22 protein-coding genes and 1 tRNA gene are annotated in these 25347 nt (G+C 65.5%); 7 read left to right on the forward strand and 16 right to left on the reverse strand.

Annotated elements, in window-relative coordinates; all coding sequences use genetic code 11:
- Positions 1–6: 6 nt before the first annotated feature.
- The 3 genes from E4K64_RS25055 to E4K64_RS25065 are packed head-to-tail and all read right to left on the reverse strand — an operon-like array spanning position 7 to position 3771.
- On the reverse strand, positions 7–1527 hold the full coding sequence (locus E4K64_RS25055; RefSeq protein ID WP_135165881.1) for an amino acid ABC transporter permease: 1521 nt from the start codon (positions 1525–1527) through the stop codon (positions 7–9).
- The gene (locus E4K64_RS25060; protein ID WP_135165882.1) at positions 1524–2729 is read right to left on the reverse strand and encodes an amino acid ABC transporter permease; all 1206 of its coding nucleotides are present in this window, start codon (positions 2727–2729) and stop codon (positions 1524–1526) included. The genes E4K64_RS25055 and E4K64_RS25060 overlap by 4 nt, the downstream gene beginning before the upstream one ends.
- 25 nt (positions 2730–2754) lie before the next feature.
- Complete coding sequence (locus E4K64_RS25065; protein ID WP_135165883.1) at positions 2755–3771, reverse strand: amino acid ABC transporter substrate-binding protein; 1017 nt, start codon at positions 3769–3771, stop codon at positions 2755–2757.
- A 389-nt stretch (positions 3772–4160) separates the two neighbouring features.
- On the opposite strand from E4K64_RS25065, the gene metC reads away from it, so the two are divergent.
- Together metC and E4K64_RS25075 are read left to right on the forward strand one after the other, a co-directional pair.
- Positions 4161–5345 carry a cystathionine beta-lyase gene (gene metC / locus E4K64_RS25070; protein WP_135165884.1) on the forward strand — a complete coding sequence of 395 codons (1185 nt, stop codon included), beginning with the start codon at positions 4161–4163 and terminating at the stop codon, positions 5343–5345.
- A gap of 169 nt (positions 5346–5514) precedes the next feature.
- Positions 5515–7206 carry a Na/Pi cotransporter family protein gene (locus E4K64_RS25075; RefSeq protein ID WP_135165885.1) on the forward strand — a complete coding sequence of 564 codons (1692 nt, stop codon included), beginning with the start codon at positions 5515–5517 and terminating at the stop codon, positions 7204–7206.
- Between the two features lie 9 nt (positions 7207–7215).
- Here E4K64_RS25075 and E4K64_RS25080 read toward each other — a convergent pair whose 3' ends face one another.
- The 6 genes from E4K64_RS25080 to E4K64_RS25105 all read right to left on the reverse strand — a co-directional run bounded on the left by E4K64_RS25080 (position 7216) and on the right by E4K64_RS25105 (position 18439).
- The gene (locus E4K64_RS25080; protein ID WP_135165886.1) at positions 7216–7554 is read right to left on the reverse strand and encodes a lipid-A-disaccharide synthase N-terminal domain-containing protein; all 339 of its coding nucleotides are present in this window, start codon (positions 7552–7554) and stop codon (positions 7216–7218) included.
- A complete protein-coding gene (locus tag E4K64_RS25085) occupies positions 7551–8303 on the reverse strand; it encodes a glycosyltransferase family 2 protein (RefSeq protein WP_167772242.1) in 753 nt (250 codons plus the stop codon). Before E4K64_RS25085 ends, E4K64_RS25080 begins: the two co-directional genes overlap by 4 nt.
- Before the next feature lie 62 nt (positions 8304–8365).
- Complete coding sequence (locus tag E4K64_RS25090) at positions 8366–9211, reverse strand: phosphatase PAP2 family protein (RefSeq protein ID WP_135165887.1); 846 nt, start codon at positions 9209–9211, stop codon at positions 8366–8368.
- 1 nt (position 9212) lies between these two features.
- Positions 9213–10955 (reverse strand): ArnT family glycosyltransferase, encoded by a 1743-nt coding sequence (locus E4K64_RS25095; protein WP_135165888.1) that lies wholly within the window; start codon positions 10953–10955, stop codon positions 9213–9215.
- A gap of 50 nt (positions 10956–11005) precedes the next feature.
- Complete coding sequence (gene pbpC, locus E4K64_RS25100) at positions 11006–13159, reverse strand: penicillin-binding protein 1C (protein WP_235884777.1); 2154 nt, start codon at positions 13157–13159, stop codon at positions 11006–11008.
- Positions 13160–13240: 81 nt separating this feature from the next.
- Entirely contained in the window at positions 13241–18439 is a 5199-nt protein-coding gene (locus tag E4K64_RS25105; RefSeq protein ID WP_135165889.1) for an alpha-2-macroglobulin family protein, read from the reverse strand.
- A 397-nt stretch (positions 18440–18836) separates the two neighbouring features.
- Here E4K64_RS25105 and E4K64_RS25110 point away from each other — a divergent pair.
- Both E4K64_RS25110 and E4K64_RS25115 read left to right on the forward strand, forming a co-directional pair.
- Positions 18837–18913, forward strand: a tRNA-Arg gene (locus tag E4K64_RS25110).
- A 119-nt stretch (positions 18914–19032) separates the two neighbouring features.
- Positions 19033–19275 (forward strand): hypothetical protein, encoded by a 243-nt coding sequence (locus E4K64_RS25115; RefSeq protein ID WP_135165890.1) that lies wholly within the window; start codon positions 19033–19035, stop codon positions 19273–19275.
- 212 nt (positions 19276–19487) lie between these two features.
- Here E4K64_RS25115 and E4K64_RS25120 read toward each other — a convergent pair whose 3' ends face one another.
- Positions 19488–20762, reverse strand: a complete 1275-nt coding sequence (locus E4K64_RS25120; protein WP_135165891.1) for a hypothetical protein — start codon at positions 20760–20762, stop codon at positions 19488–19490.
- 116 nt (positions 20763–20878) lie between these two features.
- On the opposite strand from E4K64_RS25120, the gene E4K64_RS25125 reads away from it, so the two are divergent.
- Positions 20879–21106 carry a DUF2171 domain-containing protein gene (locus E4K64_RS25125; protein ID WP_027574503.1) on the forward strand — a complete coding sequence of 76 codons (228 nt, stop codon included), beginning with the start codon at positions 20879–20881 and terminating at the stop codon, positions 21104–21106.
- A 114-nt stretch (positions 21107–21220) separates the two neighbouring features.
- On the opposite strand, the gene E4K64_RS25130 is transcribed toward E4K64_RS25125, so the two are convergent.
- Positions 21221–21457 carry a hypothetical protein gene (locus E4K64_RS25130; RefSeq protein ID WP_126257741.1) on the reverse strand — a complete coding sequence of 79 codons (237 nt, stop codon included), beginning with the start codon at positions 21455–21457 and terminating at the stop codon, positions 21221–21223.
- 272 nt (positions 21458–21729) lie between these two features.
- Positions 21730–21879 carry a hypothetical protein gene (locus E4K64_RS40520; protein WP_164718612.1) on the reverse strand — a complete coding sequence of 50 codons (150 nt, stop codon included), beginning with the start codon at positions 21877–21879 and terminating at the stop codon, positions 21730–21732.
- A 226-nt stretch (positions 21880–22105) separates the two neighbouring features.
- On the opposite strand from E4K64_RS40520, the gene E4K64_RS40525 reads away from it, so the two are divergent.
- On the forward strand, positions 22106–22267 hold the full coding sequence (locus E4K64_RS40525; protein WP_167772243.1) for a hypothetical protein: 162 nt from the start codon (positions 22106–22108) through the stop codon (positions 22265–22267).
- 366 nt (positions 22268–22633) lie between these two features.
- On the opposite strand, the gene E4K64_RS25135 is transcribed toward E4K64_RS40525, so the two are convergent.
- From E4K64_RS25135 to E4K64_RS25145, 3 genes are all read right to left on the reverse strand, one after another.
- Positions 22634–23404, reverse strand: a complete 771-nt coding sequence (locus E4K64_RS25135; RefSeq protein WP_135165892.1) for a hypothetical protein — start codon at positions 23402–23404, stop codon at positions 22634–22636.
- A gap of 196 nt (positions 23405–23600) precedes the next feature.
- Positions 23601–23819, reverse strand: a complete 219-nt coding sequence (locus tag E4K64_RS25140) for a hypothetical protein (protein ID WP_135165893.1) — start codon at positions 23817–23819, stop codon at positions 23601–23603.
- A 90-nt stretch (positions 23820–23909) separates the two neighbouring features.
- Entirely contained in the window at positions 23910–24137 is a 228-nt protein-coding gene (locus E4K64_RS25145; protein WP_135165894.1) for a hypothetical protein, read from the reverse strand.
- 262 nt (positions 24138–24399) lie between these two features.
- Here E4K64_RS25145 and E4K64_RS25150 point away from each other — a divergent pair, with 262 nt between their 5' ends.
- Positions 24400–24747: a DUF6481 family protein gene (locus E4K64_RS25150; protein WP_135165895.1), complete on the forward strand. Its 348-nt coding sequence runs from the start codon at positions 24400–24402 to the stop codon at positions 24745–24747.
- A gap of 136 nt (positions 24748–24883) precedes the next feature.
- On the opposite strand, the gene E4K64_RS25155 is transcribed toward E4K64_RS25150, so the two are convergent.
- Positions 24884–25129, reverse strand: a complete 246-nt coding sequence (locus tag E4K64_RS25155; protein WP_135165896.1) for a pentapeptide MXKDX repeat protein — start codon at positions 25127–25129, stop codon at positions 24884–24886.
- Positions 25130–25347 lie beyond the last annotated feature (218 nt).

The following is a 25347-nucleotide window of genomic DNA, read 5'->3' on the forward strand; positions in this document are numbered from 1 at the left end:
CCTCGATCAGTTGCGACGATGGGCGTTGAGACGATGCTCGACGAACAGCGAGTAGCGCGACATTCCAAAGCAGAAGATGAAGTAGATGATCCCGGCGAAGGCGAAGCCGGTGAACGCGGTCGAAGGCGTCGACCATTTCGGATCCGAGAACGATGCCCTGAGCGAGCCCAAGAGATCGAACAGCGCGACGATCGAGACCAGCGAGGTGTCCTTGAACAGCGAGATGAAGCTGTTGACGAGGTTCGGGATGACGTGCCGCAGCGCCTGCGGCAGCACGATCAGCGAGGTCGTCTTCCACCAGGACAGGCCCAGGGCTGCCGCCGCCTCGCCCTGCCCGCGCGGGATCGCGGCGAGCCCGCCGCGGACGTTCTCGGCCTGGTAGGCGCCCGTGAACAGCGCAATACCGATCAACGCGCGGACGAGACCGTCGACCGTGAAATTGCCCGGCAGGAACAGCGGCAGCATGTAGGTGGCGAAGAACAGCACGGTGATCAGGGGCACGCCGCGCCAGAACTCGATGAAGGCGATCGAGAAGATCCGGATCAGGGGAATGGTGGAGCGGCGCCCGAGCGCCAGCGCGATGCCTATCGGCAGCGAGGTGACGATGCCGGTGACGGAGACCACCAGCGTCACCAGCAGGCCGCCCCACAGATTGGTCGTCACGACCGGCAGGCCACCGCGATCGAGGCCCATCAGCTTGATCACGGCGGCGATGGCGACGAAGGCAGCGATGCTCGAGGCCAGTGCGCGCCAACCGGTGCGCAAGCCGCCGCCGAGACCGAAGGCGATCAGACAGACGACCGCGGCGGTGACGGCGAAATCGGCCCAGAGCGACTGGCCCGCTCCCTGGATCTGGTCGCGCAGCCAGATCAGCGGCAGGATCAGCCAATGGATCGCGGTGCCGACCAGCACGATCAAGCTCCCGACCAGCCATAACAGCGGCCCGGCGGCCGACGTCTTGCTGAGACTGAGCAGGGCCTGGCCGGCCCCGCTGATGCTCTCGTCGAACAATTCCAGCAAGCCCGCCGTCCAGCTGAGGCCAAAGCCCTTGATGCCGCCACCGTGCAGCAGGAAGAACGCGACAATCGGAAAGGCGACGAAGAACAGACTGGCGTTGAGCCCCTTCGCCGGCAGGCGGGGCACGAGCAGCGGAACCAGCAGGACCACCGCAAGAACGAATGTCAGGTTCACCCGCCAGCGTTCGGCCTCGGGATAGAAACCGTAGATCAATTGCGGCAGCTTGGCCTGGATGTAGGGCCAGCAGGCGCCGACCGCAAATCCGGCGTTCTCGGTGAGGCATGCCGTGCGGTCCTTGCCGCTCCAGACCGCATCGACCAGCAGGAACCTGACCGAGGGAACGATCGTGAACCACAGCAGCAGCGCGCCCACGATGGTGAGCAGGATGTTGGTCGGCGAGTTGAACAGGCGCGTCCGCATCAGCCCGACGAAACCCGTGGTCTTCACCGGCGCGGGACGCTCGGTGAGCAGGTCCTGGCGGACGAAGCTGCTCGAGGCGATATCGCTCATGCGCCCAGACTCCGGCTGACGCGCCAACCGTAGACGCTCATGATCGCGCTGGTGAGCAGCGAGATCAGGAGATAGATGCCCATCGTCATCGCGATGATCTCGATCGCCTGCCCGGTCTGGCTCAGCGACGTGCCGGCGAACACCGAGACGAGGTCAGGATAGCCGATCGCGACCGCCAGCGACGAGTTCTTGGTGAGATTGAGGTACTGGTTGGTCAGCGGCGGCACGATGACGCGCATGGCCTGCGGCACCACGATCAGCCGCAGCGTGGTGCCCCGGCTGAGGCCCAGAGACGATCCCGCCTCCATCTGGCCCTTGTGGACGGACAGGATGCCGGCGCGCACGATCTCGGCGATGAAGGCGGCGGTATAGGTCGACAGCGCCAGCGTCAGCGCCACGAACTCCGGAATGATCCGCGAGCCGCCGGCGAAATTGAAGCCCTTCAGCTGCGGCAGCTCGAAGCTGAACGGCGGGCCGAACACCAGCATGGTGGCGAGCGGCAGACCGAACAGCAGACCCAGCACGTAGGGCCAGATGCGGATCATCCGCCCTTCCTGAAACAATGCGCGCCGGGCATAGAAGCGCAAGGCCAGTGACGCGACGATGCCGAGCGCCAGCATCGCCAGGAACGGCTCGAGGCCCCGCTCACCGATCGGGCTGGGGACGACGAGGCCACGATTGCTGATAAAGGCGAGGCCGAGCAGCGAGATGCTCTGCCGCGGATTGGGCAGGGCTGCGAGCACCGCCAGGTACCAGAACAGGATCTGGAACAGCAGCGGCAAATTGCGGATGATTTCGACATAGATTTCGCCGACGCGCGACAACAGCCAGTTCGGCGAGAGCCGGCACAGCGCGACGATGAAGCCGATCAATGTGGCGAAGACGATGCCCACCACGGAGACGACGAGCGTGTTCAGGAGCCCGACCACGAACACGCGCAGGAACGTGTCCGAGCCGGTATAGGAGATCAGGGTCTGGTTGACGTCGAAGCCGGCATTGTTCCGCAGGAAGCCGAAGCCGGCGGCAATGTGCTGGTTTTCCAGGTTGGCGCGGGCGTTGGAGACGATCTCATAGCCGATCCAGCCCAGGATCGCCGCGAAGGCAAACTGGACGGCGACGCCGTTCCAGCCTGCCTTGCCGCCCAGAAGGCGCCTGATCTTCAGCGCGATCTGGGGCGGCGGTTTTCGGGCCTCGGTGCTCATGCCGCTGCCAGCGGGTCAGGGGCGGTCAGCGGATCGGCGGCGCGTACTGAAGACCGCCCTTGTTCCAGAGATTGTTGAGACCGCGATTGATGCCGAGCGGCGAGCCGGCGCCGACATTGCGATCGAACACTTCGCCGTAATTGCCGACCGCCTTCACGATCCGCACCACCCAGTCCTTGGTGAGGCCGAGCTGTTCGCCGAAATTGCCGTCGCTGCCGAGCACGCGCTTCAACTCGGGATTTTCCAGCTTGGTCTTCTCGTCGACGTTCTTCGAGGTCACCCCGAGCTCTTCGGCGGTGACCATCGCGAACAGGGACCACTTCACGATGTCGAACCATTGGTCGTCGCCGTGGCGCACCATCGGGCCGAGCGGCTCCTTCGAGATGATCTCGGGCAGCACCATGTGTTCATTGGGATTGGCGAGCTTCAGGCGATTGGCGTAGAGGCCCGACTGGTCGGTGGTGAAGACGTCGCAGCGCCCGGCCTCATAGGCCTTCACCGTTTCGTCGTTGGTGCCGAACGCGATCACCTCGTACTTCATGTTGTTGGCCTTGAAGTAGTCGGCGAGATTCTGCTCGGTGGTGGTGCCGGTCTGCACGCAGACCGAGGCGCTGTTGAGCTCGAGCGCCGAATTCACCTTGAGCGACTTCTTCACCATGAAGCCCTGCCCGTCATAATAGGTCACGCCGGTGAAGTTGGCGCCGAGCGAGGTATCGCGCGAGATGGTCCAGGTGGTGTTGCGCGAGAGCACGTCGATCTCGCCGGATTGCAGCGCGGTGAAGCGGTCCTTGGCGGACAGCGGCACGTACTTGACCTTGCTCGCATCGTTGAAGATCGCCCCGGCGATTGCCTTGCAGACGTCGACGTCGAGGCCGGTCCAGTTGCCCTTGTCATCGGGCGAGGAGAAGCCCGGCAGGCCCTGGCTGACGCCGCAGGACAGCATGCCCCGATCCTTGACGGTCTTGAGGGTTTGCGCATCGGCGGTTTGGGCGGAGAGACCGGCGGCGAGAGCAAGAGTGAGAGCCAGGGTTACGCGTTTCATGGGCTTTGGGCCTTTCAAAGTCGTCTCAAGGAACGTTGTCTCAGGATCATCCCTGCCGGGCCGGGCGTATCAAGTCCGGCCTTGCAAGAGTCATGCTGGAAAACCTTGCCGAACACTCGCCGATCCCGGGAGGCCATACCTTAATCCCCGCCGCTGGCGCCCGCCGCGATGGGCTGTGGCGCAAGGGTCGGTCAGACGATGGATCGAAGGTCGCGGCAGGCCCCTCAACATGCGGCGACTGAATAGCACCCGCGCATCACAGAACGACTGGCGTGCCGGGTCAAGGGGTTGACGGGACTCTTCTGTGTTCTGTTATTAACGACAGCGGCCTTTCGGCCGGCCCTCGGGCGCCAGGCCCCGAGCGGAAACGCGGTTTTGAAAGCAGACGCATGGATTCCTCGCACCCCCAAGAGCAGCAGGCCGAGACCCGGCTGGTCACCTCCGGCCGCGACACCAAGGCGCAGAAGGGGTTCGTCAATCCGCCGGTTTTCCACGGCTCGACCGTGCTCTATCCCACCGCCGAGGACCTGCACGCCCATCGCGGCGAGTTCTCCTATGGCCGGCACGGTTCCCCCACCACCAAGGCGTTCCAGGAGACGCTGATGGCGCTGGAGGGGCCGCAATGCGCCGGCGTCGGCATCGTCCCGTCGGGGCTGTCGGCAATCTCCACCACCCTGCTCGCGGTGCTGAAGGCCGGCGACCACATTCTGGTCGTCGACAACGTCTACCGGCCCTCGCGCAATTTCTGCAACGGCATGCTCGCCCGCTACGGCATCGAGACCACGTACTTTGACCCGCTGATCGGTGCCGGCATCGACAAGCTGTTCAAGCCGAACACCCGCGCGGTGCTGGTGGAGGCGCCGGGCTCGCAATCGTTCGAGATGCCGGATATTCGCGCCATCGCCGAGGTCGCGCATGCGCGCGGCGCGCTCGTCATCGACGACAACACCTGGGCGACGCCGCTCTATCACCGCTCGCTCGAACAGGGCGTCGACGTCAGCATGCAGGCCGCAACGAAATATATCGGCGGCCATTCCGACATCATGTTCGGCACGATCTCGGCCAATGCCAAGGCCTGGCCGATAATTGCCGAAGGCATCCGCCTGCTCGGTGTCTGCGCCGGTCCCGACGACGTCTTCCTCGCGCTGCGCGGCCTGCGCACGCTGTCGGTCCGGCTGGCGCAGCATCATCGCTCCGGTCTCGACATGGCGCGCTGGCTCGCTGCCAGACCCGAGGTTGCTCGCGTGCTGCATCCGGGTTTGGAGACCGATCCCGGTCACGCCATCTGGAAGCGCGACTTCACCGGCGCATCCGGCCTGTTCAGCATCGTGCTGAAGCCGGCGCCGCAGAAGGCCGTCGACACCATGCTCAACACGCTCAAGCTGTTCGGCATGGGTTTTTCCTGGGGCGGCTTCGAGAGCCTTGCGATTCCCTTCGATTGCGACGCCTATCGCACCGCGACCAGGTGGGCGCCCGGCGGGCCGGCTCTGCGCCTGCACATCGGGCTCGAAAGCACCGACGATCTCAAGGCCGATCTCGATCGCGGCTTTGCTGCCCTCAAGGCGGCAATGTGAGCCTGCTCACTGAGCAATGCGCCTGCCGACGCGCCAATGTGCGTCGACGGACGCACGGCGCGGGAACGTGCAACTGCCGTAAACGTTAACGCCGACGCGCCAACAAATGATTTGATCCACTGACGTTTGGCGCTAGCCTCACCAATCGACTCTCATCCGGACACGGAGCATGGGAACGTTGGTACTGCTCGATCTCATGGGCGGCGTGGCGCTGTTGCTGTGGGGCCTGCACATGGTCCACAGCGGGATTCTGCGCGCCTTCGGTCCTGACCTCAGGCGCCTGCTTGGCAAGGCGCTGAGCAACCGCGTCAGCGCCTTTGCCGCCGGCCTCGGGCTCACCGCCCTGCTCCAGAGCAGCACGGCGACCGCCTTGATCACGAGCTCGTTCGCGGCCGAAGGCCTTGTCAGCCTCGCCGCCGCGCTTGCCATCATGTTGGGCGCCAATGTCGGCACGACGCTGATCGTTCAGGTGTTGTCGTTCAACATCGCAGCCGTTGCGCCGGTGCTGTTCGTGCTCGGCCTCGTCGCCTTCCGCTCCGGCCCGCGCTCGCGGATCAAGGACATCGGCCGCGTCTGCATCGGCCTCGGCCTGATGCTGCTCTCGCTGCACATCCTGCTCGACACGCTGGCGCCGGCCGAGAACGCGCCCGGCGTCCGCGTCGTGATGTCGGCCATCACAGGCGATCCCATCCTGTGCATCGTCATCGCCGCCCTCGTCACCTGGACAGTGCATTCGAGCGTCGCCAGCGTGCTCTTGATCATGTCGCTGGCCTATTCGCAGTTCATCACGCCCTACGCGGCGCTGGCGCTGGTGCTCGGGGCCAATCTCGGCAGCGCCATCAATCCCGTGCTCGAGGGCGGCAAGCGTGACGATCCCGCGAGCTATCGCCTGCCGGTCGGCAATCTCGTCAACCGCGTGATCGGCATTGCCCTCGTCCTGCCCTTCCTCGGCGGGATCGCCGAGCATATGCACGCCTGGCAGCCTGATCTCGCCAAGATGACGGCGGCCTTCCACATCGCCTTCAATGTCGGCACGGCCATCGTCTTCATCGGCCTGCTCGACGCCATGTCGCGCCTGCTCGCCCGCCTCTTGCCGGATCGCGTGCAGGAGGCCGACCCGGCCCGGCCGCGCTATCTTGACGAGACCGCGCTGGAGACGCCGTCGCTGGCACTCGCCGACGCCGCCCGCGAGACGTTGCGCATGGGCGATCTCGTCGAGGTCATGCTGCGCAAGGTGATGGCCGCGATGATGACAGGCGATCGTGCGCTGGTCGACCAGGTCTCCAAGATGGACAACTTGGTCGACGGTCTCGACGAGGCCATCAAGCTCTACGTGACCAAGCTGATGCGCGGCAGCCTCGACGAGAGCGAAGGACGGCGCGCGATGGAGATCATCTCCTTCGCCATCAATCTCGAACATATCGGCGACATCATCGACAAGAGTCTGAGCGAGCTCGCGACCAAGAAGATCAAGCGGCGCTTCCAGTTCTCTGCGGAAGGGGCCGACGAGCTCGCCGCCTTCCACAAGCGCACGATGGACTCGCTGCGGATCGCGTTCGGCGTCTTCATGTCGGGCGACGCCAATGAGGCCCGCAAGCTGCTGGTGGAGAAAACCGCGCTGCGCAACACCGAGCTTGCCGCGGTCGAACGGCATCTCGATCGCCTGCGCGAGGGCCGTCCCGAAACCATCGAAACGACGTCGCTGCATCTCGACGTGCTGCGCGACCTCAGGCGCATCCACTCGCATATCTGCTCGGTCGCCTATCCCGTGCTGGACGCGGCCGGCGAGCCGTATCGAAGGACCGAGGCCGAGACGGCCACCCTGCCCGCGGCCGGCGCGCCATCGGCGTTGCCGCGCTAGCGCTTCCGCTCAGCGGTCCAGCGTTTTCGAGGCGCTGGCGCGGTTCTTCCAGATCAGCATGATGTTCCTGATGTAGATCACCGTCGCGAGCGATTGTCCGAGGATGATGACCGGCTCGCGCTTCACCACGCCATAGACCAGCGTCATCAGGCCGCCGCCCATCGAGCAGAACCAGAACGCCATCGGCACCACGCTGTTGCCGGCGCGCTCGCTCGCGATCCACTGCACCAGGAAGCGCGCGGTGAAGAACAGCTGCGCGACGAGGCCGAACGCCAGCCAGAAATCGAACTTGGCGACGAAGACGTCATAGAGATAGTTGCTCAGCGCCTGACCGTATTGGATGATCATGCGTTCACCTCAATCACATCTGGTGTCGGCTTCTTGCGGCGGATCAGCCACCACACGCCGGCGAGATCCAAGATGCCGATCCACAGCCGGTCGAAGAAACCGTAATTCGACACGCCGGAATGGCGCGGCCGGTCGATCACGTCGACATAGGCGATGTCGTAGCCTTCGCGGCGGACCAGCGCCGGCAGGAAGCGATGCAGACCGTCGAAATAGGGCATCATCAGGAAGACCTCGCGCCGGAATGCCTTCAACCCGCAGCCGGTATCCCGCGTGCCGTCCTTCAGGATGGCATTGCGGACGCCGTTGGCCACGCGCGACTGCAATTTCTTGAAGCCGGTGTCCTTGCGTCCGACGCGCTGGCCCGCGGCGAGGCCGACGCGCCCTGCTCCCTTCTCGACCGCCGCGATCAGGTCGGGCAGGAAGGCCGGATTGTTCTGGCCATCGCCGTCGAGCGTCGCCACGATCACCCCGCGCGCCGCGCGCACGCCGCTGCGCACCGCCGCGGATTGGCCGCCTGATCTGGCATGGCGGAGCTGGCGCAGATTGTCCCGCTGCGCCATCAGCGTCGTGATCCGTTCGCCGGTCGCATCGGTCGAGCCGTCGTTGACGTAGATGATCTCGTAGTCCCAGCGGCCGTCGAGCGCTGCGCCGATCTCCGCGATCAGCGGCGCGATGTTGTCGGCTTCGTTGCGCACGGGAACGACGATGGAAACCGAAGGCTGGGAAACCGAAGGCTGGGACGTCGACAAGTGAGGCTCGTGGTTGGAATTGGCCTGCCACGGGAACCGGCGGTCCCGGCAGGCAGCCGCTTTTATGGGGCGGATGCCCCGTGGGCAACCCTTTTGAGGCGGCCCGAGACCGCCCCCGCGAGCGGCACGATGGTGCCGTCGGCGCGGATGGCAAAGCCCAGCCTTCGGGCCGCGAACCAGTAGCGGACTGCCATGGCGCCGACCGTGCCGACCAGGGCGCCGGCCACGACGTCACTCGGGTGATGCGCGACCAGCACCAGCCGCGTCAACGAGATCACGATTGCGTAAGTGAGCATGAACACGCGCAGGCGCGGCCACAATGCCGATACCGCGAACGCCAGGGCGAACGCGGCCACGGCATGGCCTGACGGCAAGCTGGCATAAGCCCCCGTCCCCTCGAACGGAACGAAGTTGAACGGATTGGCCTTGCCGCCGACAAACGGACGTCCGCGGCCGAGGCAATATTTCAGGATCTCGGCAATGAATGCCGACACGGCAATCGACAGAAACACAAACTGCAGCCGTGTGCCGAGACCGAGCAGCAGCGTGCGGCGCGTTCCGTGAAGCCCTGCCGCAACGAACGCCAACACCACCAGCGCGGCCCCGAACACCGAGAGCAGATACTCGTCCTTGCCGAAATCGGTGAGGATGCGGATCGGCCACAGGCCGGGCGTGCCGCGCGCGGGCATCAGCTGGATCTCGGTCTGGTCGAACGCGACCATCAGCACGATGACGAGGGCCGCGCCGGCCGCGCTGAGCCACAGCGAATGCCGCGCCAGCTTTCGCGCGGCTTCCGCGCGGCGTGAATGCGAGGGCGTGCGGACGAGCTGCGCCAGCGCGTGCCTCGACACGGCGAGCAATTGCGCGGCATAGCCCGGACGCGGCGCGGGGCTGGTCGAGGCCGACATCCTACTCGGTACCTTCCGACCGGAAGATCGAAATCGAGATCGCGCGGCCTTGCGAGAAATTGTAGCCGTCGATGCGGGTCCCGACCTTGTAGCGCAGTCCGATCGCCTCGGCGCGCTGCACGAAGCTGCGCTCCGAGCGCTGCTCGATCAGCGCAAAACGGCAGCTTCCTTGCCGCAGGAAATCCGCCGCGCCCGAGCCGTCGGTGAGCACGGTCTGGGTGCCCGTCAGGAACACGAGGCTCGGCTCGTGATAGCCGGCCGCAGCCGCCTTCGGCCCGACGCAGGTGACGTTGCGGAGCGCACGCGCGATCTCGATGCTCGGAAACAACGGCGTGAGCGACGGCAACACGATGCCATACACAATCACCGCCAGCATCAGGGCCGCGACCAGCGCGTTGAGCAGCGAGCGCTCGGCGCGATTGTTGTCGTAGAGCCACCAGGCGAACAGGCCGAAGATCAGCGACGCCGCGATGAAGGGCCAGGCCACGAAGGCGGGCTGCCGCGTCAGCATCACCGCGCCGACTACCGCGATGATCGAGGCGGCCGCGGGGATCGCGAACCACCAGGCCGAACCGCGCATCAGCCAGGAGCGCGACAGCACGCGCCGCTCCACCGCACCGGCGGTGAGAATCGCGATCGCCGGATAGAGCGGCAGCACGTAATGCGGCAGCTTGGTCAGCACCGCCTCGAACACGATCCAGGACGGGATCAGCCAGGCCAGCAGGAACTGCGCGCCGGGCTCGCGCCGCGCCCGCCACACCGCGGGCGCCGCCATCGCCGCAAGCGGCGCGCCGGGCCAGAACGTGATCCAGAACAGCGCCAGGTAAAGCCCGGGCGGCGCGCCATGGGATTCCTGGGCGCCCAGCTTGCTCAGCATGTCGCCCCCAACGGAATCCGCAAAGAAGGCCTCGCCCGCGCGCCAGAAGATCGCGACGAACCAGGGCAGCACCAGAACCAGCATCCACATGAGGCCCCAGACCGGGCGCAGCTTCCACAACCAGGAGGCATCGCGGTCCTGGATCGCGAGCGCAACGATGGTCAGGCCTGCGAACATCAGGATCAGCGGGCCCTTGATCAGGATGCCCACCGCGAGCGCGGTCCAGAAGATCGCGGGCCAGCTCCAGGGCGGACGCGTCTCGTCCTCGGCGCGCTGCCAGGACAGATAGGCCCGCGCCATCGCCCCCATCGCGGCGACGACGCAGAGCAGCAGCATCGCGTCGGTCTTGGCGAGCCGCGCCTCGACGCCGAGCAGCACCGAGGCGCACATCATCAGCGCCGCCAGCACCGCGGCGCGCCGCGTAACGAAGCCGAGCGCGGCCCAATAGGTCATGAGCACGGCGCCGATCGCCCCGAACAGCGACGGCAGCCGATAGACCCAAATCCGCAACTCGGCCTTCGGCAGCTTCAGCATCGAGGCGGCTTCCACCGTGGCCGATTGCAACCAGTAGATGCCGATCGGCTTCTTGTAGCGGACGTCCTCCTGGAAGCGGATGTCGACATAGTCGCCGCTCTCGACCATCTGCTTGGTGGCCTGGGCGAACCGCGCCTCGTCGCGATCGATCGGCGGGATGGTAAAGAAGCCCGGCAGGAACAGCAGCAGCGCGCACAGCACCAGGAAGCCGACCGCGCGCGCATGGCTGGCCGTGACGATGTCGAGCATGCGCACGAGCCCGCTGCCCGGATTTGCGGGCGATTTCGGTTCGCGGGGTGCTCCAAAACGGGGTGGTGGGTAGGTCTCGGCCATTGGTTCCGCTTACGCTGAAACCGCCATCGCCACAACCGCTTAAGGCAGGCTCATTGAATTCGAATGACGACTGTGTCCGCGGCGCCCGTGGCATCGATCACGGTGAGCCGTGCAAAGCCCGGACCGGGTGGATCGATCAGGCGCTGGCGGCGGCCGTCGATCTCGCCAAGCGCCGTGCCGTTAACCATGACAGTCATCGGCAGAACGCCGCCGGCGACCTTGACCGGCATCGCGGCGCTCTCGTGCCCGCCGGAGCGATCAATATCGATCCGCGAGCCGTTCAGCGGAAACTGGATGTGCAGGGCCTGCTCGCGGCCGGTCCGCACCAGCTCCCCGACGGGGCGGAACCGCTTCAACGGCAGCGGCAGCTTGGCGTTGCTGGCCACCAGCGTTCCCTTGGGCGGCTTCGGCAGCGGGGCCAACGTCTTGCCGCTGCGCGCGAAGGCATCGAACAGGATCGGTGCGGCGGCGACCCGCCCGATCAGGCCCGGAACCGGCGCGCCGTCGGGCCGGCCGACCCAGACGCCGATGGTCATCCGGCCGTCGAACCCGACCGACCACGCGTCCCGATAGCCGTAGGAGGTCCCGGTCTTGAAGGCGATGCGGTTGTGAGCGGCATTCTCCGGCGGCGGCGTTCCCAAAAGCACGTTGCCGACCTGCCATGCCGCAACCTGATCCAGCAGCCGGAGCGGCTCGCGGTCGTCCCTTTCCGCCATGACCTCGCGCAGCGGCTTGGTGGTGCCGAGGCGGGCGAAGCCCGCATAGAGCTGGGCGAGATCCTGCAGCGTCACGCCGACGCCGCCGAGACCCATGGCGAGCCCCGGCGCTTCGTCCTTGGGCAGAACCAGATTGCCGCCGGCCTGCCGCAGCCGCGAGGCGAGCCGGCTGGAGCCGACCCGGTCGAGCAGCACGATCGCAGGGACGTTGAGGGACAATTGCAGCGCCTTCCGCACCGGCACTGTGCCCTGGAAGGTCATGTCGAAATTTTCCGGCGCGTAGGAGCCGAAGCGAACCGGCCGGTCGTCGATCAGGCTGTCCGGATGAACGAAGCCGTCCTCGAAGGCGAGCCCGTAGATGAAGGGTTTCAGCGTCGAGCCCGGTGAGCGGATCGCACGGGTCATGTCGACCTGCCCTGCCCGGCTCTCGTCGAAATAATCGGCCGAACCGACGCGGGCGAGCACGTCCCCGCTCTCATTGTCGACCACGATGATGCCGACCGAGATGTTCGGCCCGAGCGCAATGGCGCGGTCGCGCGCCAACGGCTCCAGCACCTTCTGCAAATTCGCATCGAGCGTGAGCTTGACGACCGGCGTATCCTTGACCGTCGACAGCGCGGTGTCGGAGGCATGCGGCGCCAGGATCGGCATCGGCTTGCGCAGTCTTGGCACGGGCACGGCCTTGGCCTGCCGTGCGTCGTCTGCGCTGACCACTTGCTCCTCGACCATGCGGTCGAGCACGCGGTCGCGCGCCTTGCGCGCGGCCTCGGGATGGCGATCGAGCCGGCGCGTCTCCGGCGATTGCGGCAGCGCCACCAGCAGCGCCGCTTCAGCCAGCGACAGGCGCTTCGGCTCCTTGCCGAGATAACCGATCGAGGCGGCGCGGATGCCTTCGAGATTGCCGCCATAAGGCGCCAGCGCCAGATAGAGGTCGAGGATCTGTTCCTTGCTCATGCTGCGCTCGATCTCGATCGCGCGCACCATCTGCCGCAGCTTGGCATAGAGCGAGCGCTGCCGCCGCGGCTCCATCAGCCGGGCCAGCTGCATGCTGATCGTCGAGCCGCCCGAGACGATGTGGCCGCGCGTTGCGAGCTGTAGCGCAGCGCGCCCCAGCGCCAGCGGGTCGATGCCGTCATGGGCGTAGAAGCGCTGGTCTTCATAGGCAAGCAGCAGTTTGAGATAGGTCGGATCGACGTTGGTCCTGGCATCGACCGGCAGCCTCCAGCGGCCATCCGCCATCGCATAGGCTCGCAGCAGCTTGCCGTTGCGGTCGACGATGGTGGTGGAGACCTGCCGCGCCTCGTCAAGGGGGAGCGGACCGAGGGAGTAGACCCAACCGACGAAGCCGGTGATGGCGAGGATGAAAGCGAGAGCGGCTGTCGAGAGAAGGCGAAAGGCCATCCGCCCTCTCCGCCCGTCATGGCCGGGCTTGTCCCGGCCATCCACGTTCTTGCCGGCCATGCCACAGGTCGTGGATGCCCGGGACATCTGCGCGAAGACGCGCTTCGCGCTCTTGCCCGGGCATGACGACTGAGTGTGTGGCTCCGTTGCGCTCATTCAATCACCACCTCACTTCGCCGCCCGCACCTCGACCGTCCCCGTGCCGGTGCGGCCATAGCGCGAGGGATTATACATGTCCTCGACATAGGCCTGCGGCAGCACGTATTTGCCCGGCGAGACCGCGCGCACGACATAGGCGACGGTGAAGACCGACTTGGAATCCGCGGCCCGGTCGACGGCCGCGGTGAAGCGGTCGTCGCGGAACTCGGTATGTTCAGGCTCCTCGCCGTCCTCGATCCAGTCCAGCGTGCCGCTGTCGCCGGACGAGACCAGCTTCGGATTGTCGATCTCGAGGCCGGCCGGCAGATAGTCCGCCACCATGATGTGGCCGTACTCGGGCTTGGCCTCGGTGATCTTCAGCACCACCGCGAAGCGCTGGTTCTGCTTGACCTTGCTGATGTCGGCCGGCTTGCCGTCGAGCGTGAAGTAATTGCGCTCGATCTTGAAGCCGTTCGACGCCGCCGGCTCCGGCGTCACCGGCGAGCCCGACACCGAGACCACGGCCTGCACCGGCGCATCGCCGGTGTTGGTGATCTTCAGCGGCTTGCCGCTCAGCGTCTCCGCCTTGTAGCTGCGGTAGAGCGCGGTCTTGACCGGCTCGCCGTCCACTTCCATCGACAGGTTCTCCTTGGCCGGCGCCCGCGCCGCCAGCACCAGCCACGCATTCTCCTGCGTGGAGGTGTAGGGCGTCAGCCCGCGCGCGGTCTCGACCCGGGACACCGCCTGCGTCAGCGTCGCCTTCGGCGCGTTGCCTTCGCTGGCAAGCGACACCAGAGCCGCGGCATCGCGAAGCTGCGAGCCGTAATCGGTGCGCCCGAATTCCAGCACCGGCTTCGGCGCCAGGCTGTCGAGCGCGGCACCATAGACCCGCTCCGCGCGGTTGCGGTCGCCGACCAGGGCGAGCGCCGCCGCGAGCTGCGACTTCGCGATCGGCGTCGCGAGATTGGCCAGCTTGGTGTCGGCGAGATAGCGGAGATCGCCGATCGGCGCGACCCCGTTGCGCGCGAGCACATAGAGCCCGTAGGCGAGATCGCGCCCACCGTCCTTCTCCGGCTCGTTCGCATTGACGACGGAGTTGCGGATGCGGTCGAGCGCGTTCTTGAACAGCACATCCGGCACCGCAAACCCCTTCTCACGGGCGCGGGTCAGGAAGTCCGTGACATAGGCGTCAAGCCAGGCGTCGTCGCCGCCGGCCAACCACAGGCCGAACGAGCCGTTCGAGCCCTGGCGCGCCAACAGCCGCTCGATCGCGTCGCGGATGCGCTGGTCGACCTCGGTGTCCATGGCGAGATGCGCGCCGGCCGCAAGGTCATTGACATAGAGCAGCGGCATGGCACGGCTCGTGATCTGCTCCGAGCAACCATGGGGGTAACGGTCGAGCGCTTTGAGGATCGTCGCGGCGTCGAGCGCGGTCGACAGGCTCGCCGAAACCGAGACGCTGCCTGTGCCCGGCACGAGGTCGGAGAACATGTCCGAGGTCAGCGTCAGGCTCTCGCCCTTCGCCAGCGTCCGGATCGAGCGCCGTGCCAGGACCTGCGTCGCCGCCTTGACGTCGAGTGCGTAATGCCGCGCCAGCGTCAACCCGTTCGGCCCCTTGATGTCGACGTCGAGCGTCGCCTGCCCTGCCGCGGTCGCGTCGATCGCGAGCGAGAACGAATTGCGCTGCTTGGCGGCGAGCTTGACCGTGGTCGCCGGATTGCCCGTCATCTTCACCGGACCGCCGGTCTTGACGTTGATGACGTAGTCACCGGCCTGGCCCTCGACATTGTCGATCTCCAGGTTGACCGTGCCGCGGTCGCCGTTGAGCAGGAAGCGCGGCAGGGTCGTGGTCAGCACGACTGGGTCGCGGATCACGACGTCGGTGTTGGCGCGGCCGAGCTTGGTGGCCGTCCACGCCGCCGCCATCACGCGCGCGGTGCCGGCGAACTCGGGAATGTCGAAGCTCACCTCCGCAGTGCCGTCTGCGGCAACGGTCACGATGCCCGAATAGAGCGCGAGCGGCTTTTGCGTGGGCGGTGAGCCCTGCAATTCGCCGGCCCCCGCATCGCCGCCGGACTTGATCTGGCCGCGCGTGCCGGACATGCCGTCGATCAATTGCCCGTAGAGATCGCGGATCTCGGCGCTCAGGCGGCGCTGGCCGAGATAGAAATCGTCCGGAGCCGGCGGCTTGTAATTGGTCAGGTTGAGGATGCCGACGTCGACCGCAGCGATCACGATCTTGGCGTCCTCGCCCGGATTGAGTCCGTCGAGCTTGACCGGAATCTTCAACGCCGAATTCGGCCGGACCAGCGCCGGCGGCGACAGCTTCACCTGCAAGGTGCGGGCCTGCTTGTCGATGCCGAACCATTTCAGCCCGATCGCACGGCCCGGCATGCGCTGGGCGGCGGCATCAAGCGGACGGCGCAGCGTCGCCACCACATAGGCACCGGTGCCCCAGTCCTTGCCGACCGGGAGCTTCACCTGGGCGGTGCCTTCCTTGACGTCGATGGTCTGCGTCGTCAGCAGGCGGTCGCCGAGCACGTTGACAGTGAGCTTGCCGGCGCTGCGGACATTGACCGACACCGTCATGGTGTCGCCGGAGGAATATTGCGGCTTGTCGATCGAGGTCTCCAGGAGGTCCGGCGTGTCGGCGCTGCCGTCGGAATACCAGCCGACGTCGAACTGCACCGAGGTCACCGGGCCGTCAGCGTCGCTCGACTTCACGTCGAGCCGGTAGCGGCCGGTTTGGGGGCTGAGCGAAATCCGCGCCGGCTTGTCGGCCGCAACGGTCACGTCACCGTCGGCAACGCGCGAGGTCGACTTGACCGGCTCGTACTCCCAGTAATTGTTCTGGCGATACCATTGGTAGCGCGATTCTATTTTCAGCAGCTCGTAGCGCAGGCCGTCGCGGCGCAGCCTCTCACCCTCGGGCGAGACGAACACCACGTCGAACTCGGCCTTGTCGCCCTCGGCGACGTTCTTGTCGCCGAACAGCGGCTTGACGCCGATCTGCGCCGCGCCGGGCGCGACCGGCAGCACGATCTTGCGCTCGACGGCGCGGCCGCCGGTCTCGACCATGCGGACGAAGATCTGCGCCTCCTGCGGACGGGTCGAAGCCGGCTGCTTGTCCAGCGTCACCGGGAAGGTCGCAACGCCATTGGCGTCGGCCTCAGGCAGGTTCTCGAGCGGCGTGCGCTCGTCCGAATTGGTCTCCTCGTCGGCGACGCCGAACTGGTAGCCGGCAAAGCCCGGGCGCTCGGCCGCGGGCGCGACCAGCATGTCGCCTTCGAGTGCAAGCCCCGAGGCCGGCGCGCCATAGAGGAAATGGCCGTTCGCCTTAAGCTCCACTGGAGCGTTAGCCTTGATCAGCTTGTCCTTGGCGGACAAGTCGAATTCGATCCTGTCGGGGACGTAATCCTCGACCATGAAGGTGGTCTCGCCGACCGAGGAGCCCTTCGGGTCGGTGAAGGCGCGCACCCGCCAGGTCCCGGTCGGCACGGCCGAGTTGAGCGGCACGGCCAGCATCCGACCGCCGGCGCCCTGGTCGGGCAGCACGGCGCGGCGGTATTCGACACCGTCGGGGCGTTCGATCACCAGCGTCATCGGCCCGCCGGTGACGGCATTGCCCTGCCCGTCGCGCAACAGCGCGGTGAGATAGACGGTCTCGCTGGAGCGGTAGACGCCGCGCTCTGCATAGACGAAGGCATCGGCGCCAGCAGGCGCCGCGCGGCCGGAGACGCCGCGGTCGGACAGGTCGAAGGCCGACGATTTCAGGCTGAGGAAGGCATAATCGGCCTTCTCGCCGGTGACCGTGAGCATCGCCGGCGACAGGCCGCCCTCGCCGCGCGCAAGGCCGGCCTCGAACAGCACATGGCCGCTGTCGTCGGTCTTGCGGGTGGCCAAAATCTCGTTGTTGCGGGCGACCAGCCGCACCTCGGCCTTGCCGACCGGATCGGTCGAGGCCAGCGAGTTGACGAAGACGTGGATGCCGTCGTTGCCGGAATAGGCCGACACGCCGAGATCGGAGACGATGAACCATTGCGTGGCGAGCTGATAATCGTCGTCCGGGCCCTTGGCCGCCGCCGTCATCACGTAGACGCCAGGCTGAAGCTCGCCGAGCGCCTGATCGACCGGGAATGCCGTGGTGACGTCCTGGTTCAGCGTCATCGCGGTCGCAAGCTCGCCGGACCAGACCTTGACGCCGCGCTCGTCGCCGAGATCGGTGAGCTGATACCTGGACAGCGTCTTCTGAAAGTCGCTGTCGATCACCGTGTTGATCAGGTTGCGGTCGCCGATCCGGAACACGTTGATGTTGACCGCGGGCGTGTTGACGCTGACCACGGGAATGCCGCGCTGCCCGGTCCGGGGCAGCACATAGGCCCGGCTGGTGAAGCGCACGAACGGCTTGCGGTCGCGCACATAGATGTTGAACTCGGCCGATTTCGGCAGGCCTTCCTTCACCGTGGACGGCAGGCCGGCGCGCAAATTGATGTTGTAGCGCTCGCCGTGCTTCAGCCCGTCGACGCAGAGCTGCTTGCTCTCGGCCGACAGCGCCGGCTTGTCCTGCCCCGCCAGCGCCAGGAACGGCGCGAAATCGGTGCGTTTTGCCAGCTCCTCGGAGAACTGGAAGCAGGCGCGCGGGCTCGCCGAGTCCGAATCCACGGTATAGTCGAGCAGCCGGAAGCCGTGCTCGTCGCGCAGCTTCTCATATTGGCCGCGGACATCGGCGACCTCGCGCATGTCGAGCGAGAGCCGCAGCGCATCGAGCGCCGGCCGCCACAGCTTGCGTTCGGCCAGCGACTTGCCGAGCACGGCGAGCGCATCGGCTTCCTCGCCCGGATTGCCGGCCCGTTGGTAGGCGATGTAGGCCGCGGTCGAGGCGCGCTCCAGCAGGAAGGTCTGCTCGCTCGAGCTCTTCGGCAAGATCTGGAAGATGACCTTGGCGAGCCGCAGCCAGTTGCCGGTGTCTTCCGGCGTGATGGCCGCGATCTGGCCGAGCACCGACAGACCGGTGCGATAATCGTTGCGCCGGAAAGCGGCGTCGGCGTCCGTCTTCAGCGTCGCGCTGGTCTTGGCGACCGGCCCCGCCTCGCTCTTGATCTGGGCCTCCAGCTTGATCGCGGAATCGGCGAGGTCGTCGCGCTTGAACGCCTTGTCCGCGGCTTGCGCCGCGCAAAGGCCGAGCGCCAGCGCGGCGCAGAGTGTAACGGCGCGAACAAGACCGATCATGATGGACTCCCGGAAATCGCGGAAAGCCGCCCGCAGGCAGCATGAGGTGCGCGGAAAGGTGACGGACTCAAGGCGATGGAACCAAAGGTGCAAATCGTCGCATTCGCCATAATTGGGCAAGCCCAGAGGGGACCGATCGAGATACCGCCGCGCACGCCGTCCTGAGCGCAGCCATACCTGACCCGTCGTCCGGCGGCCACATCCCGGAAGCTTTTCAGCGCTCCCGGCGATCCATCGTCCGTTGCGCTGCCGCTCAACCCGGCACCCTGACATGCCACCGTCTCGCTTTGTCGCGGCATTAAGGAAAACGGTTCGGTTCAGGCTTGGCGAAAGACGATATTTTTCATATTGGCATGCTAGATGAACAGCCAGCCCCCAAACTGGGGCGGCTCCAGACGGTCCCGTAGCTCAACTGGATAGAGTAGCGGATTTCTACTCCGCGGGTTGCAGGTTCGAGTCCTGCCGGGATCGCCAGTCCACTGCCAGATCAACCGCTGTTCACGAACGCGTGGGTAACCATACCCCGGCCTTTGCATCGCGCCGATCACTCCTATCTATGCGCCGGGCGAGACGCCGCCCGACAGGTTTTCTTGATGCAGCAATCCGAATTGACGAGAATGGCGATCGCGTCTGCAGTGGCGATCGGTGCGATGTCGTATCTGGCCATCGATGCAGGCCTGGTGAACACCAATGTGGTCACGAAGCCCATCAAGGTGGCTCAGGCCTCCATCTTTGGCGCCGCGATGGGCCAGCATCACCTGGCCTTCGCCGTTCAGGAGTGGACGCGTCGCGGCCACGACAAGCCGCAGCTCGAGCATTGCCTGGCGCTCGACTGATCGAGGCGCCCGCCTGGGCTTATATGCGAAACATTCATTCTTCACCGCTTGCCGACTTATGTGGAGGACCCCTCCGTATGAGCCGGACCGTTTTTGGGCACATAGTCTCCGCATCGTCATGGCCGGGCCTGTCCCGGCCATCCACGCCTTGGCCGCAGCAAAAAGAACGTAGATGCCCGGGACAAGCCCGGGCATGACGACCTCAGATGCAATCAGCCTTCCGACTGATGGGCCCGCCACCACCGCGCGATGGCCACGGTGAGATCGCTCCACACCTCCGTCGGCAAATCCGACACTGCGACGCGAACGCTGTACCGGCCCGTGGTCGCGTCGTGAAACCACTCGGTCGCCGCGAAATCGAAACCGAAGCTGCCGGCATGGCGGATCGGGAAGCCTTCTGCGCGCAGGTCGTGGCTCATGTTTTCGGCGGCCTGCCGGGCGCTCGCCTCGTCGAGGGACCGCCTGCCCCGAAGGGTGACGTAGAGACCGTGGGCGAAATGAAGCTCGGCCGAGAGCTCCGGGAGCTTCGCAGCAAAATGGCGAGCCATGCTGCGGCCGTTGCGCAGGATCGCCGCAACGCGCCGCTGCGTGAGGTTCCAATAGGCCGCGCTGCCCACAAAAGGCGGGAAATGCGCCGGCAACGCCGCGCCGCCGAGCAGTCGCACCGCGTTGCGCGTTTCGCACGCGAGACGCGTCCAGGGATGCTCCGTCCGTGGCTCGTGCTGATTGTCGTTCACGAAGACCGCCGAGCCGAGGCGGCCATATTCCGCTCCGAGCGAATCGAGCTTGTTGTGACTGCGCACCAGCACCAGCGGAATTCGGTATCGCCGAGCCCACCTCCGGACGCGCCGGATCCGGCCCGACCTGCCCGCAAAGCACGTCGTGTCGCAGATCAGGAGATCGAGACCGGAGCCGTCACAGCGCAGCACGGCATCAAAGGCGCCGGCGACGGAGCAGGAATCCAACAGAAGAATCCGCGGCGAATTCGCCCGAGCAAGCGCATGGCCCAGCGGCAAACTTAACGCCACGAGCCGCAAATGCGGGACAAAGCCCCGGATCAGCTCCAGCGTTTCGCCGTACGAGCCTGGAAGCACCAGAATCTCGGCCTTCTCGACGATCTGCGCCGAGGCCAGCAGCACGGCGGAGATCGCGGCCATGCCGGACGCGGTGTAGATCGCCGTGCTCGCGCAGCCGCAGTCGAGCTCATAGAAGGAAGGACCGCGCACCGTCAGATCGGCCCGCTGGTAATCATAACTGAATTCGAAAGGCCCGCTGACGGGATCGGCCGTATGCGACCAGGCCGTCTCCGTCGCGTTCCACTCGTGCAGCTCGTGCTCCGCCCTCAGCGCCGCTGTGAGCTGGAATTTGGACCTGATGACCTCGTCGATCGATCGCGGAGGGGCCAAATCGAGCCGACGTCTCAGGCAGTCGTTCAACAGCCCGAGTTCCTCGTGCTTGCGTTCCAGATAGGCCTGAATGGTCTCCATGCGCGTCTTGGCGAATCCGATCGGATTTCAACGTGCTGAAACCGCCTTGGGTCCAACGCGCGGCGGCTGCAACGAACGTCGATGTTCGCAGTTGAGACCTCAGCAAGGAGGACCACATGGCTGACATCAGAGAGCACATGAAGATCATCGGCAAGGACGGCGCACATGTCGGCACCGTCGACCGCGTCGAGGGCAACCGGATCAAGCTGACGCGAAAGGACAGCCCCGAAGGTCACAAGGACCATCACCACTACATCGACACGAAATATGTCGGTGCCGTCGAGGGCGATGTCGTCAAGCTTTCGGTGAATGCCGACGCAGTCCCGAAGACGGAAGCCGCCTGAAACTTAAAGCCCCTTCGGGGGCTTTTTGTTTGTTCACGATCCGACTCCGCTTCGTTCCCGAAGCACGAATCGTAACCGGAGAAATCAGCGCGGCGCATTTCTTAATGCCGCGTTTCACCCAACCAGCTTGTTCACGCATTCAGCGTCACCGGCACCCGGCCGCAAGCGGTAGGCGTCGATCGCCGCATTCGACAGCAGCAATCTGCGTCGCTCTCCGCGCAGCATCATGCGATCGATTCTGTTCAGGATGAAGCGGGCTGACTCCCGGTGGTCACCTGTGAGCAGGCCGGATCGATCGAGATATTTCCAGGCGATCTCGAAAGACTGTGCGCGTAACTCGGGGTCGGTCATAGCCAGCCAACGTCCGCAAGGAACGGATGTTCCTCCTTGAACGCGAGCGCCGCACGCCTCCCCGCGCATAACCACGGTCCAATAAATCTGAAGGCCCGGCGGAACGAGATCGCGACGGGCGCGTTGATGCCGTGAAATCAAGTGGTGCCGATCCGCCAGCCCCGATCGGCTTTGAAGGGCCCCGTGCTTGTCCCCCGAGCACGGGGCTTTCTCATGCTGAAGGGGAACTGACCGACCTCGCCCTGCCCCGCCAATTTTTCCCCGAAATGTCCTCAGTCCGCCTGCTCGTCGCGCCGGTCGCGCGCAAGTTCGTGCCAGGCCAAAGCAAGCTGGATCAGGCGTTGCCGGTCGTCGCCTTCCGATGCCGCGGCCCGCTTCATCGCGGCCTCGGCCTCACGCTGTGGATCGTACTTGGTACACATGCGGCCGACCCTAGCTCGCCATCTGGACCAGCGCATGGCAATTTCGTCCGTATGATTGCGGGGTGACGCGGTCCCCGCGGCCCCATTGCATGCGCTGATTGCGAAGCCTCGAGGCCGGGATTCATTCAGACGATCTGTGAACGGCATCACAGTCCTGGTCCGGCATCTCAGTTAAGAATGTCTCGACGCTTCAAGAAGCGCGAAGGCAGCGATGGTGTTTTCCGTCATGACACAAGACGCAGCGGCCTCAGCCAACGTCCCGACGCGACGCCAACGGGGCGACCTGCTCGGCATCGCCTATCTCGGGACCATCGGCATCGTGATGCTGGCCTGGATCGCCGGCCTGGTCTGGGGCGCGATGGCGTTCTTCAACTGGCTCGTGGCTTGATGCAAGGCGACCGGTCCCTTACTAGAACAGGCAGTGCAGCACCTGCCCAAGCTTGATCCCGCCACAAACGATCATCGCCCAAAGCGCCAAGCTGATCTGGATTGCATCCAGCATGTCCCACGTCCCCGCGAATCACCCCGACAATTTTCTTTGAGATTTGCGTGAGGCGGCAACGAGCGCCAGCGGCAATTTGAAGCCATGGCCGGAGCGCACGAAAAAGGCGGGCCGGGGCCCGACTCCTCAAGCATGATCCGGAAAAGTGCGCCAGCGGTTTTCCGAAAAGATCATGCCTAAACAACAACCTAAGCGCGATGACGATTCATCCTGATCGCATCGCGCCTTAGGCTTCAATCCGCTTTGGAAAACTCAATAGCAGGCACGGGGATCGGCCTGAACATATTGGCCGCTGGGATAGCGGTAGTAGCAATTGCCCTGTGCCCAGTAATAGCCAGGCTGGGAAGCGGCGGCGGCGCCCGTAATGGCGCCGGTTGCGCCGCCGAGAACCGCGCCGGCAGCAGCCCCCGTTGCGTTGCCCGAGATCAGTCCGCCCAGCAAGCCGCCGACGATGGCGCCGCCAAGCGCGCTCGCGCCGGGATCAGCCGGCGGCGGAGGCGGCGGTGGCGGGGCGTAGGCGACCGGCGGCGGCGCATAGGCTACCGGCACGTCGTCGTAATATTCATCAGAGATGTAGGCAGGCGGGCCGGCCATTCGTTGCGGATAATAATACCAGACGCCGCCAACGTCCCACCACCAGCCGGAGCGGCCATTGTGAACCTCATGGCGCCAGCGCCCGCCCTCCCAGGCGCGGTGGCCGCGATAAGCATGTCCGCCCCAGTCACGCGCCGGAGCCGGCCCGCGGTCGACATAGCGTCCCGACGGCGGGCCGCCGGCCGCGCGCGGTCCGGGATTCGCATGGGGCTGACCATCGGGCCGCGGTGCGGGCCTCGCCGCCTGCTGCGGCGGCGGGCTCTTGCGCATGTCAGGATTGTTCGGAGGCGGCGCCCCGGCGGCGGGGCCGGCCGGAGGCTGGCCGGCGTCCCTCGATGGCCTGGCGTCCTGGGCCTGCGCCGGCAGCGCGAGCAACGACATGGCCGAAACCAACGGAATGATGATCTTCATGCGGCTGGACGCACTCATGCGTGCTTGACCCCTGCTCTCTCGATTGCTCTCGCAATTGCCGTGGTGCCTGGCGCGATAGATGATTCGGACCGCGCCGGGCTTGATGCCGGCTGGCATAGCTGACCTGCTTTGATCGGCGAAGTCCCGTTACAAATCATTAAGATGACGGCAATTTTTCGGCCCCAGCGAGCTGCGAAGAGCCACGCTGGAGCTTCTAGCGGGCCGGCTCGATCACGTTGCAATTGCTTCGCCCGGACATCAGGCAGTCCTGCATCTTGCTGGCCGCGGTGAGGTCCCGGGCGAGCCACCAGCCGACAGCGAGGATCGCGATCGCAATGATCAGACCGGCAATCGCGCCGCGGCGGTTGTCGCCGGATGGAGGCTTCGGTCTGGATTTCGGCTTCTCGCCCGGTTCGGGCTTGGAGGTGGACATGGCTATCTGGTCGCGTGGGCAGGCCGGCTTATCACCTCTGCGACGTCCCGTCACATCCTCTGGTGGGCCGCTCGCTCCAGCTTCAGAGGCTCAGCCCCGGGTCGCGCTGGCCGCCTCCTTGCGCAAGGTTTCGACCGCCGGGATCGCCCGCGGTGCGCAAGTCGTGAGCACGAGCGCGGTCTGAGTGCACTCCCAGTCGGTACCCAGAACAGCACTCTCGATGGGCTGCGGACGCGCGAGCAGCAGCACGGCACCGGCCACGACTGCCACCGCGAACGCAATTGAGAGCGTCTTCAGGGTTAATCTCAAGATCGGCATGCCCGTGCTCCGTATCGCGGCGGACGCTAGGCGTCGCCCTCGTGATCCCATATGAGGGACATCACAATTCGGCAGCTTTTCCGGGCTACGAGAGATCGTCGGGGGGTGGCGATTTTCGTTGTCCTGATCGGCTGCGATTATGGGTGGCTTCGCGACGCGCAGCGATGTACACGCTACTGTGTCGCGCGGCGCCCGCTATGCCCAGCCGACGTACCAACAGGCAGTGATGTAGGATCGAAAGCGAGGAAGACAAGGCTCGTCGATGAGTGGATTCAGGGAACCCGGCTTCACAGACCGGCAAAAGGCGGCGCAGGAAGCCCGCAAGAACCTTTTGAACAAATTCAAATCCCAACCGGGGCCTGATGATCCCGCGGTGGCGGCGAAGCGTGCCGAGCGTGAAGCACTCGCGGCCAAGCGCGCCGAGGCGAAGGCTGCGCGCGAGGCCGAAAAGGCCGAGCAGAAGCGTCTGGAGGAAGAGGCCAAGGCCGCCGAATCTGCGCGAATCGCGCGCGAGGCCCAGGAAGCTGCCGAAAGGGCCGCGGCCCTCGAAGCCGAGCAGAAGGCCAAGCGCGACGCGCGTTACGCAGCCCGCAAGGCCAAGCGCAAGTAATCTGACGCGTGACCTTCGCAGGTCACGTTCAATTCAAATTGAAGCAAGACATGATTTGGGGCGGTCCAGCTGACCGCCCCAAACATTCGAGCGCGCGTTTGCTTTGCCAAACGCCTCGATCGCGAACCGGCGAAGATCAATTCTTCTTCATCATGCCGTCGTCTTTCTTCATGCCGTCCTTCGACATGTGATCCTTCTTCATGCCGTCGTCCTTGGACATGGTGTCCTTCTTCATCATGCCGTCCTTGGACATCGTGTCTTTCTTCATCATGCCGTCATCCTTGCCCATCTTGTCCTGGGCAAAAGCGGCCGGCGACAGCGCAACGCCGAGCGAGAGAGTGGCAGCCGAGACGCCGAGCGCGATGCGGGTGCGAATGGTCATGGATCATCTTCCCTTCGAGGTGGTGTTTGTCAGCGACATGCGCCGCTATTCAATCTCGACGGATGGACCGTCGGAGTTGTTACGCCGCCACCGATAAATTTCAGCGAGCCCGCCTGCGATCCGTCGTTCCGGTGAGTCCGAGCCTGCCGCAGCGATCGGATGTGTGCAGCGCAGCACAGGCGGCACTTGCCGTGGCATTCCATCTCGAACTATCAGAT

Origin of the sequence: Bradyrhizobium frederickii, assembly GCF_004570865.1 — a bacterium.
Lineage (GTDB): Bacteria > Pseudomonadota > Alphaproteobacteria > Rhizobiales > Xanthobacteraceae > Bradyrhizobium > Bradyrhizobium frederickii.

Coding starts and splice junctions, on each gene's coding strand:
- E4K64_RS25130 (WP_126257741.1), bottom strand. CDS start 21,457: ATGACCGACCCCGAGTTACGCGCACAGTCTTTCGAGATCGCCTGGAAA.
- E4K64_RS25140 (WP_135165893.1), bottom strand. CDS start 23,819: ATGTCCACCTCCAAGCCCGAACCGGGCGAGAAGCCGAAATCCAGACCG.
- E4K64_RS25055 (WP_135165881.1), bottom strand. CDS start 1,527: ATGAGCGATATCGCCTCGAGCAGCTTCGTCCGCCAGGACCTGCTCACC.
- E4K64_RS40520 (WP_164718612.1), bottom strand. CDS start 21,879: ATGTGTACCAAGTACGATCCACAGCGTGAGGCCGAGGCCGCGATGAAG.
- E4K64_RS40525 (WP_167772243.1), top strand. CDS start 22,106: ATGACACAAGACGCAGCGGCCTCAGCCAACGTCCCGACGCGACGCCAA.
- E4K64_RS25080 (WP_135165886.1), bottom strand. CDS start 7,554: ATGATCATCCAATACGGTCAGGCGCTGAGCAACTATCTCTATGACGTC.
- metC (WP_135165884.1), top strand. CDS start 4,161: ATGGATTCCTCGCACCCCCAAGAGCAGCAGGCCGAGACCCGGCTGGTC.
- E4K64_RS25060 (WP_135165882.1), bottom strand. CDS start 2,729: ATGAGCACCGAGGCCCGAAAACCGCCGCCCCAGATCGCGCTGAAGATC.
- E4K64_RS25090 (WP_135165887.1), bottom strand. CDS start 9,211: ATGTCGGCCTCGACCAGCCCCGCGCCGCGTCCGGGCTATGCCGCGCAA.
- E4K64_RS25115 (WP_135165890.1), top strand. CDS start 19,033: ATGCAGCAATCCGAATTGACGAGAATGGCGATCGCGTCTGCAGTGGCG.
- E4K64_RS25095 (WP_135165888.1), bottom strand. CDS start 10,955: ATGGCCGAGACCTACCCACCACCCCGTTTTGGAGCACCCCGCGAACCG.
- E4K64_RS25075 (WP_135165885.1), top strand. CDS start 5,515: ATGGGAACGTTGGTACTGCTCGATCTCATGGGCGGCGTGGCGCTGTTG.
- pbpC (WP_235884777.1), bottom strand. CDS start 13,159: ATGTCCCGGGCATCCACGACCTGTGGCATGGCCGGCAAGAACGTGGAT.
- E4K64_RS25155 (WP_135165896.1), bottom strand. CDS start 25,129: ATGACCATTCGCACCCGCATCGCGCTCGGCGTCTCGGCTGCCACTCTC.
- E4K64_RS25105 (WP_135165889.1), bottom strand. CDS start 18,439: ATGATCGGTCTTGTTCGCGCCGTTACACTCTGCGCCGCGCTGGCGCTC.
- E4K64_RS25135 (WP_135165892.1), bottom strand. CDS start 23,404: ATGAGTGCGTCCAGCCGCATGAAGATCATCATTCCGTTGGTTTCGGCC.
- E4K64_RS25065 (WP_135165883.1), bottom strand. CDS start 3,771: ATGAAACGCGTAACCCTGGCTCTCACTCTTGCTCTCGCCGCCGGTCTC.
- E4K64_RS25150 (WP_135165895.1), top strand. CDS start 24,400: ATGAGTGGATTCAGGGAACCCGGCTTCACAGACCGGCAAAAGGCGGCG.
- E4K64_RS25145 (WP_135165894.1), bottom strand. CDS start 24,137: ATGCCGATCTTGAGATTAACCCTGAAGACGCTCTCAATTGCGTTCGCG.
- E4K64_RS25125 (WP_027574503.1), top strand. CDS start 20,879: ATGGCTGACATCAGAGAGCACATGAAGATCATCGGCAAGGACGGCGCA.
- E4K64_RS25120 (WP_135165891.1), bottom strand. CDS start 20,762: ATGGAGACCATTCAGGCCTATCTGGAACGCAAGCACGAGGAACTCGGG.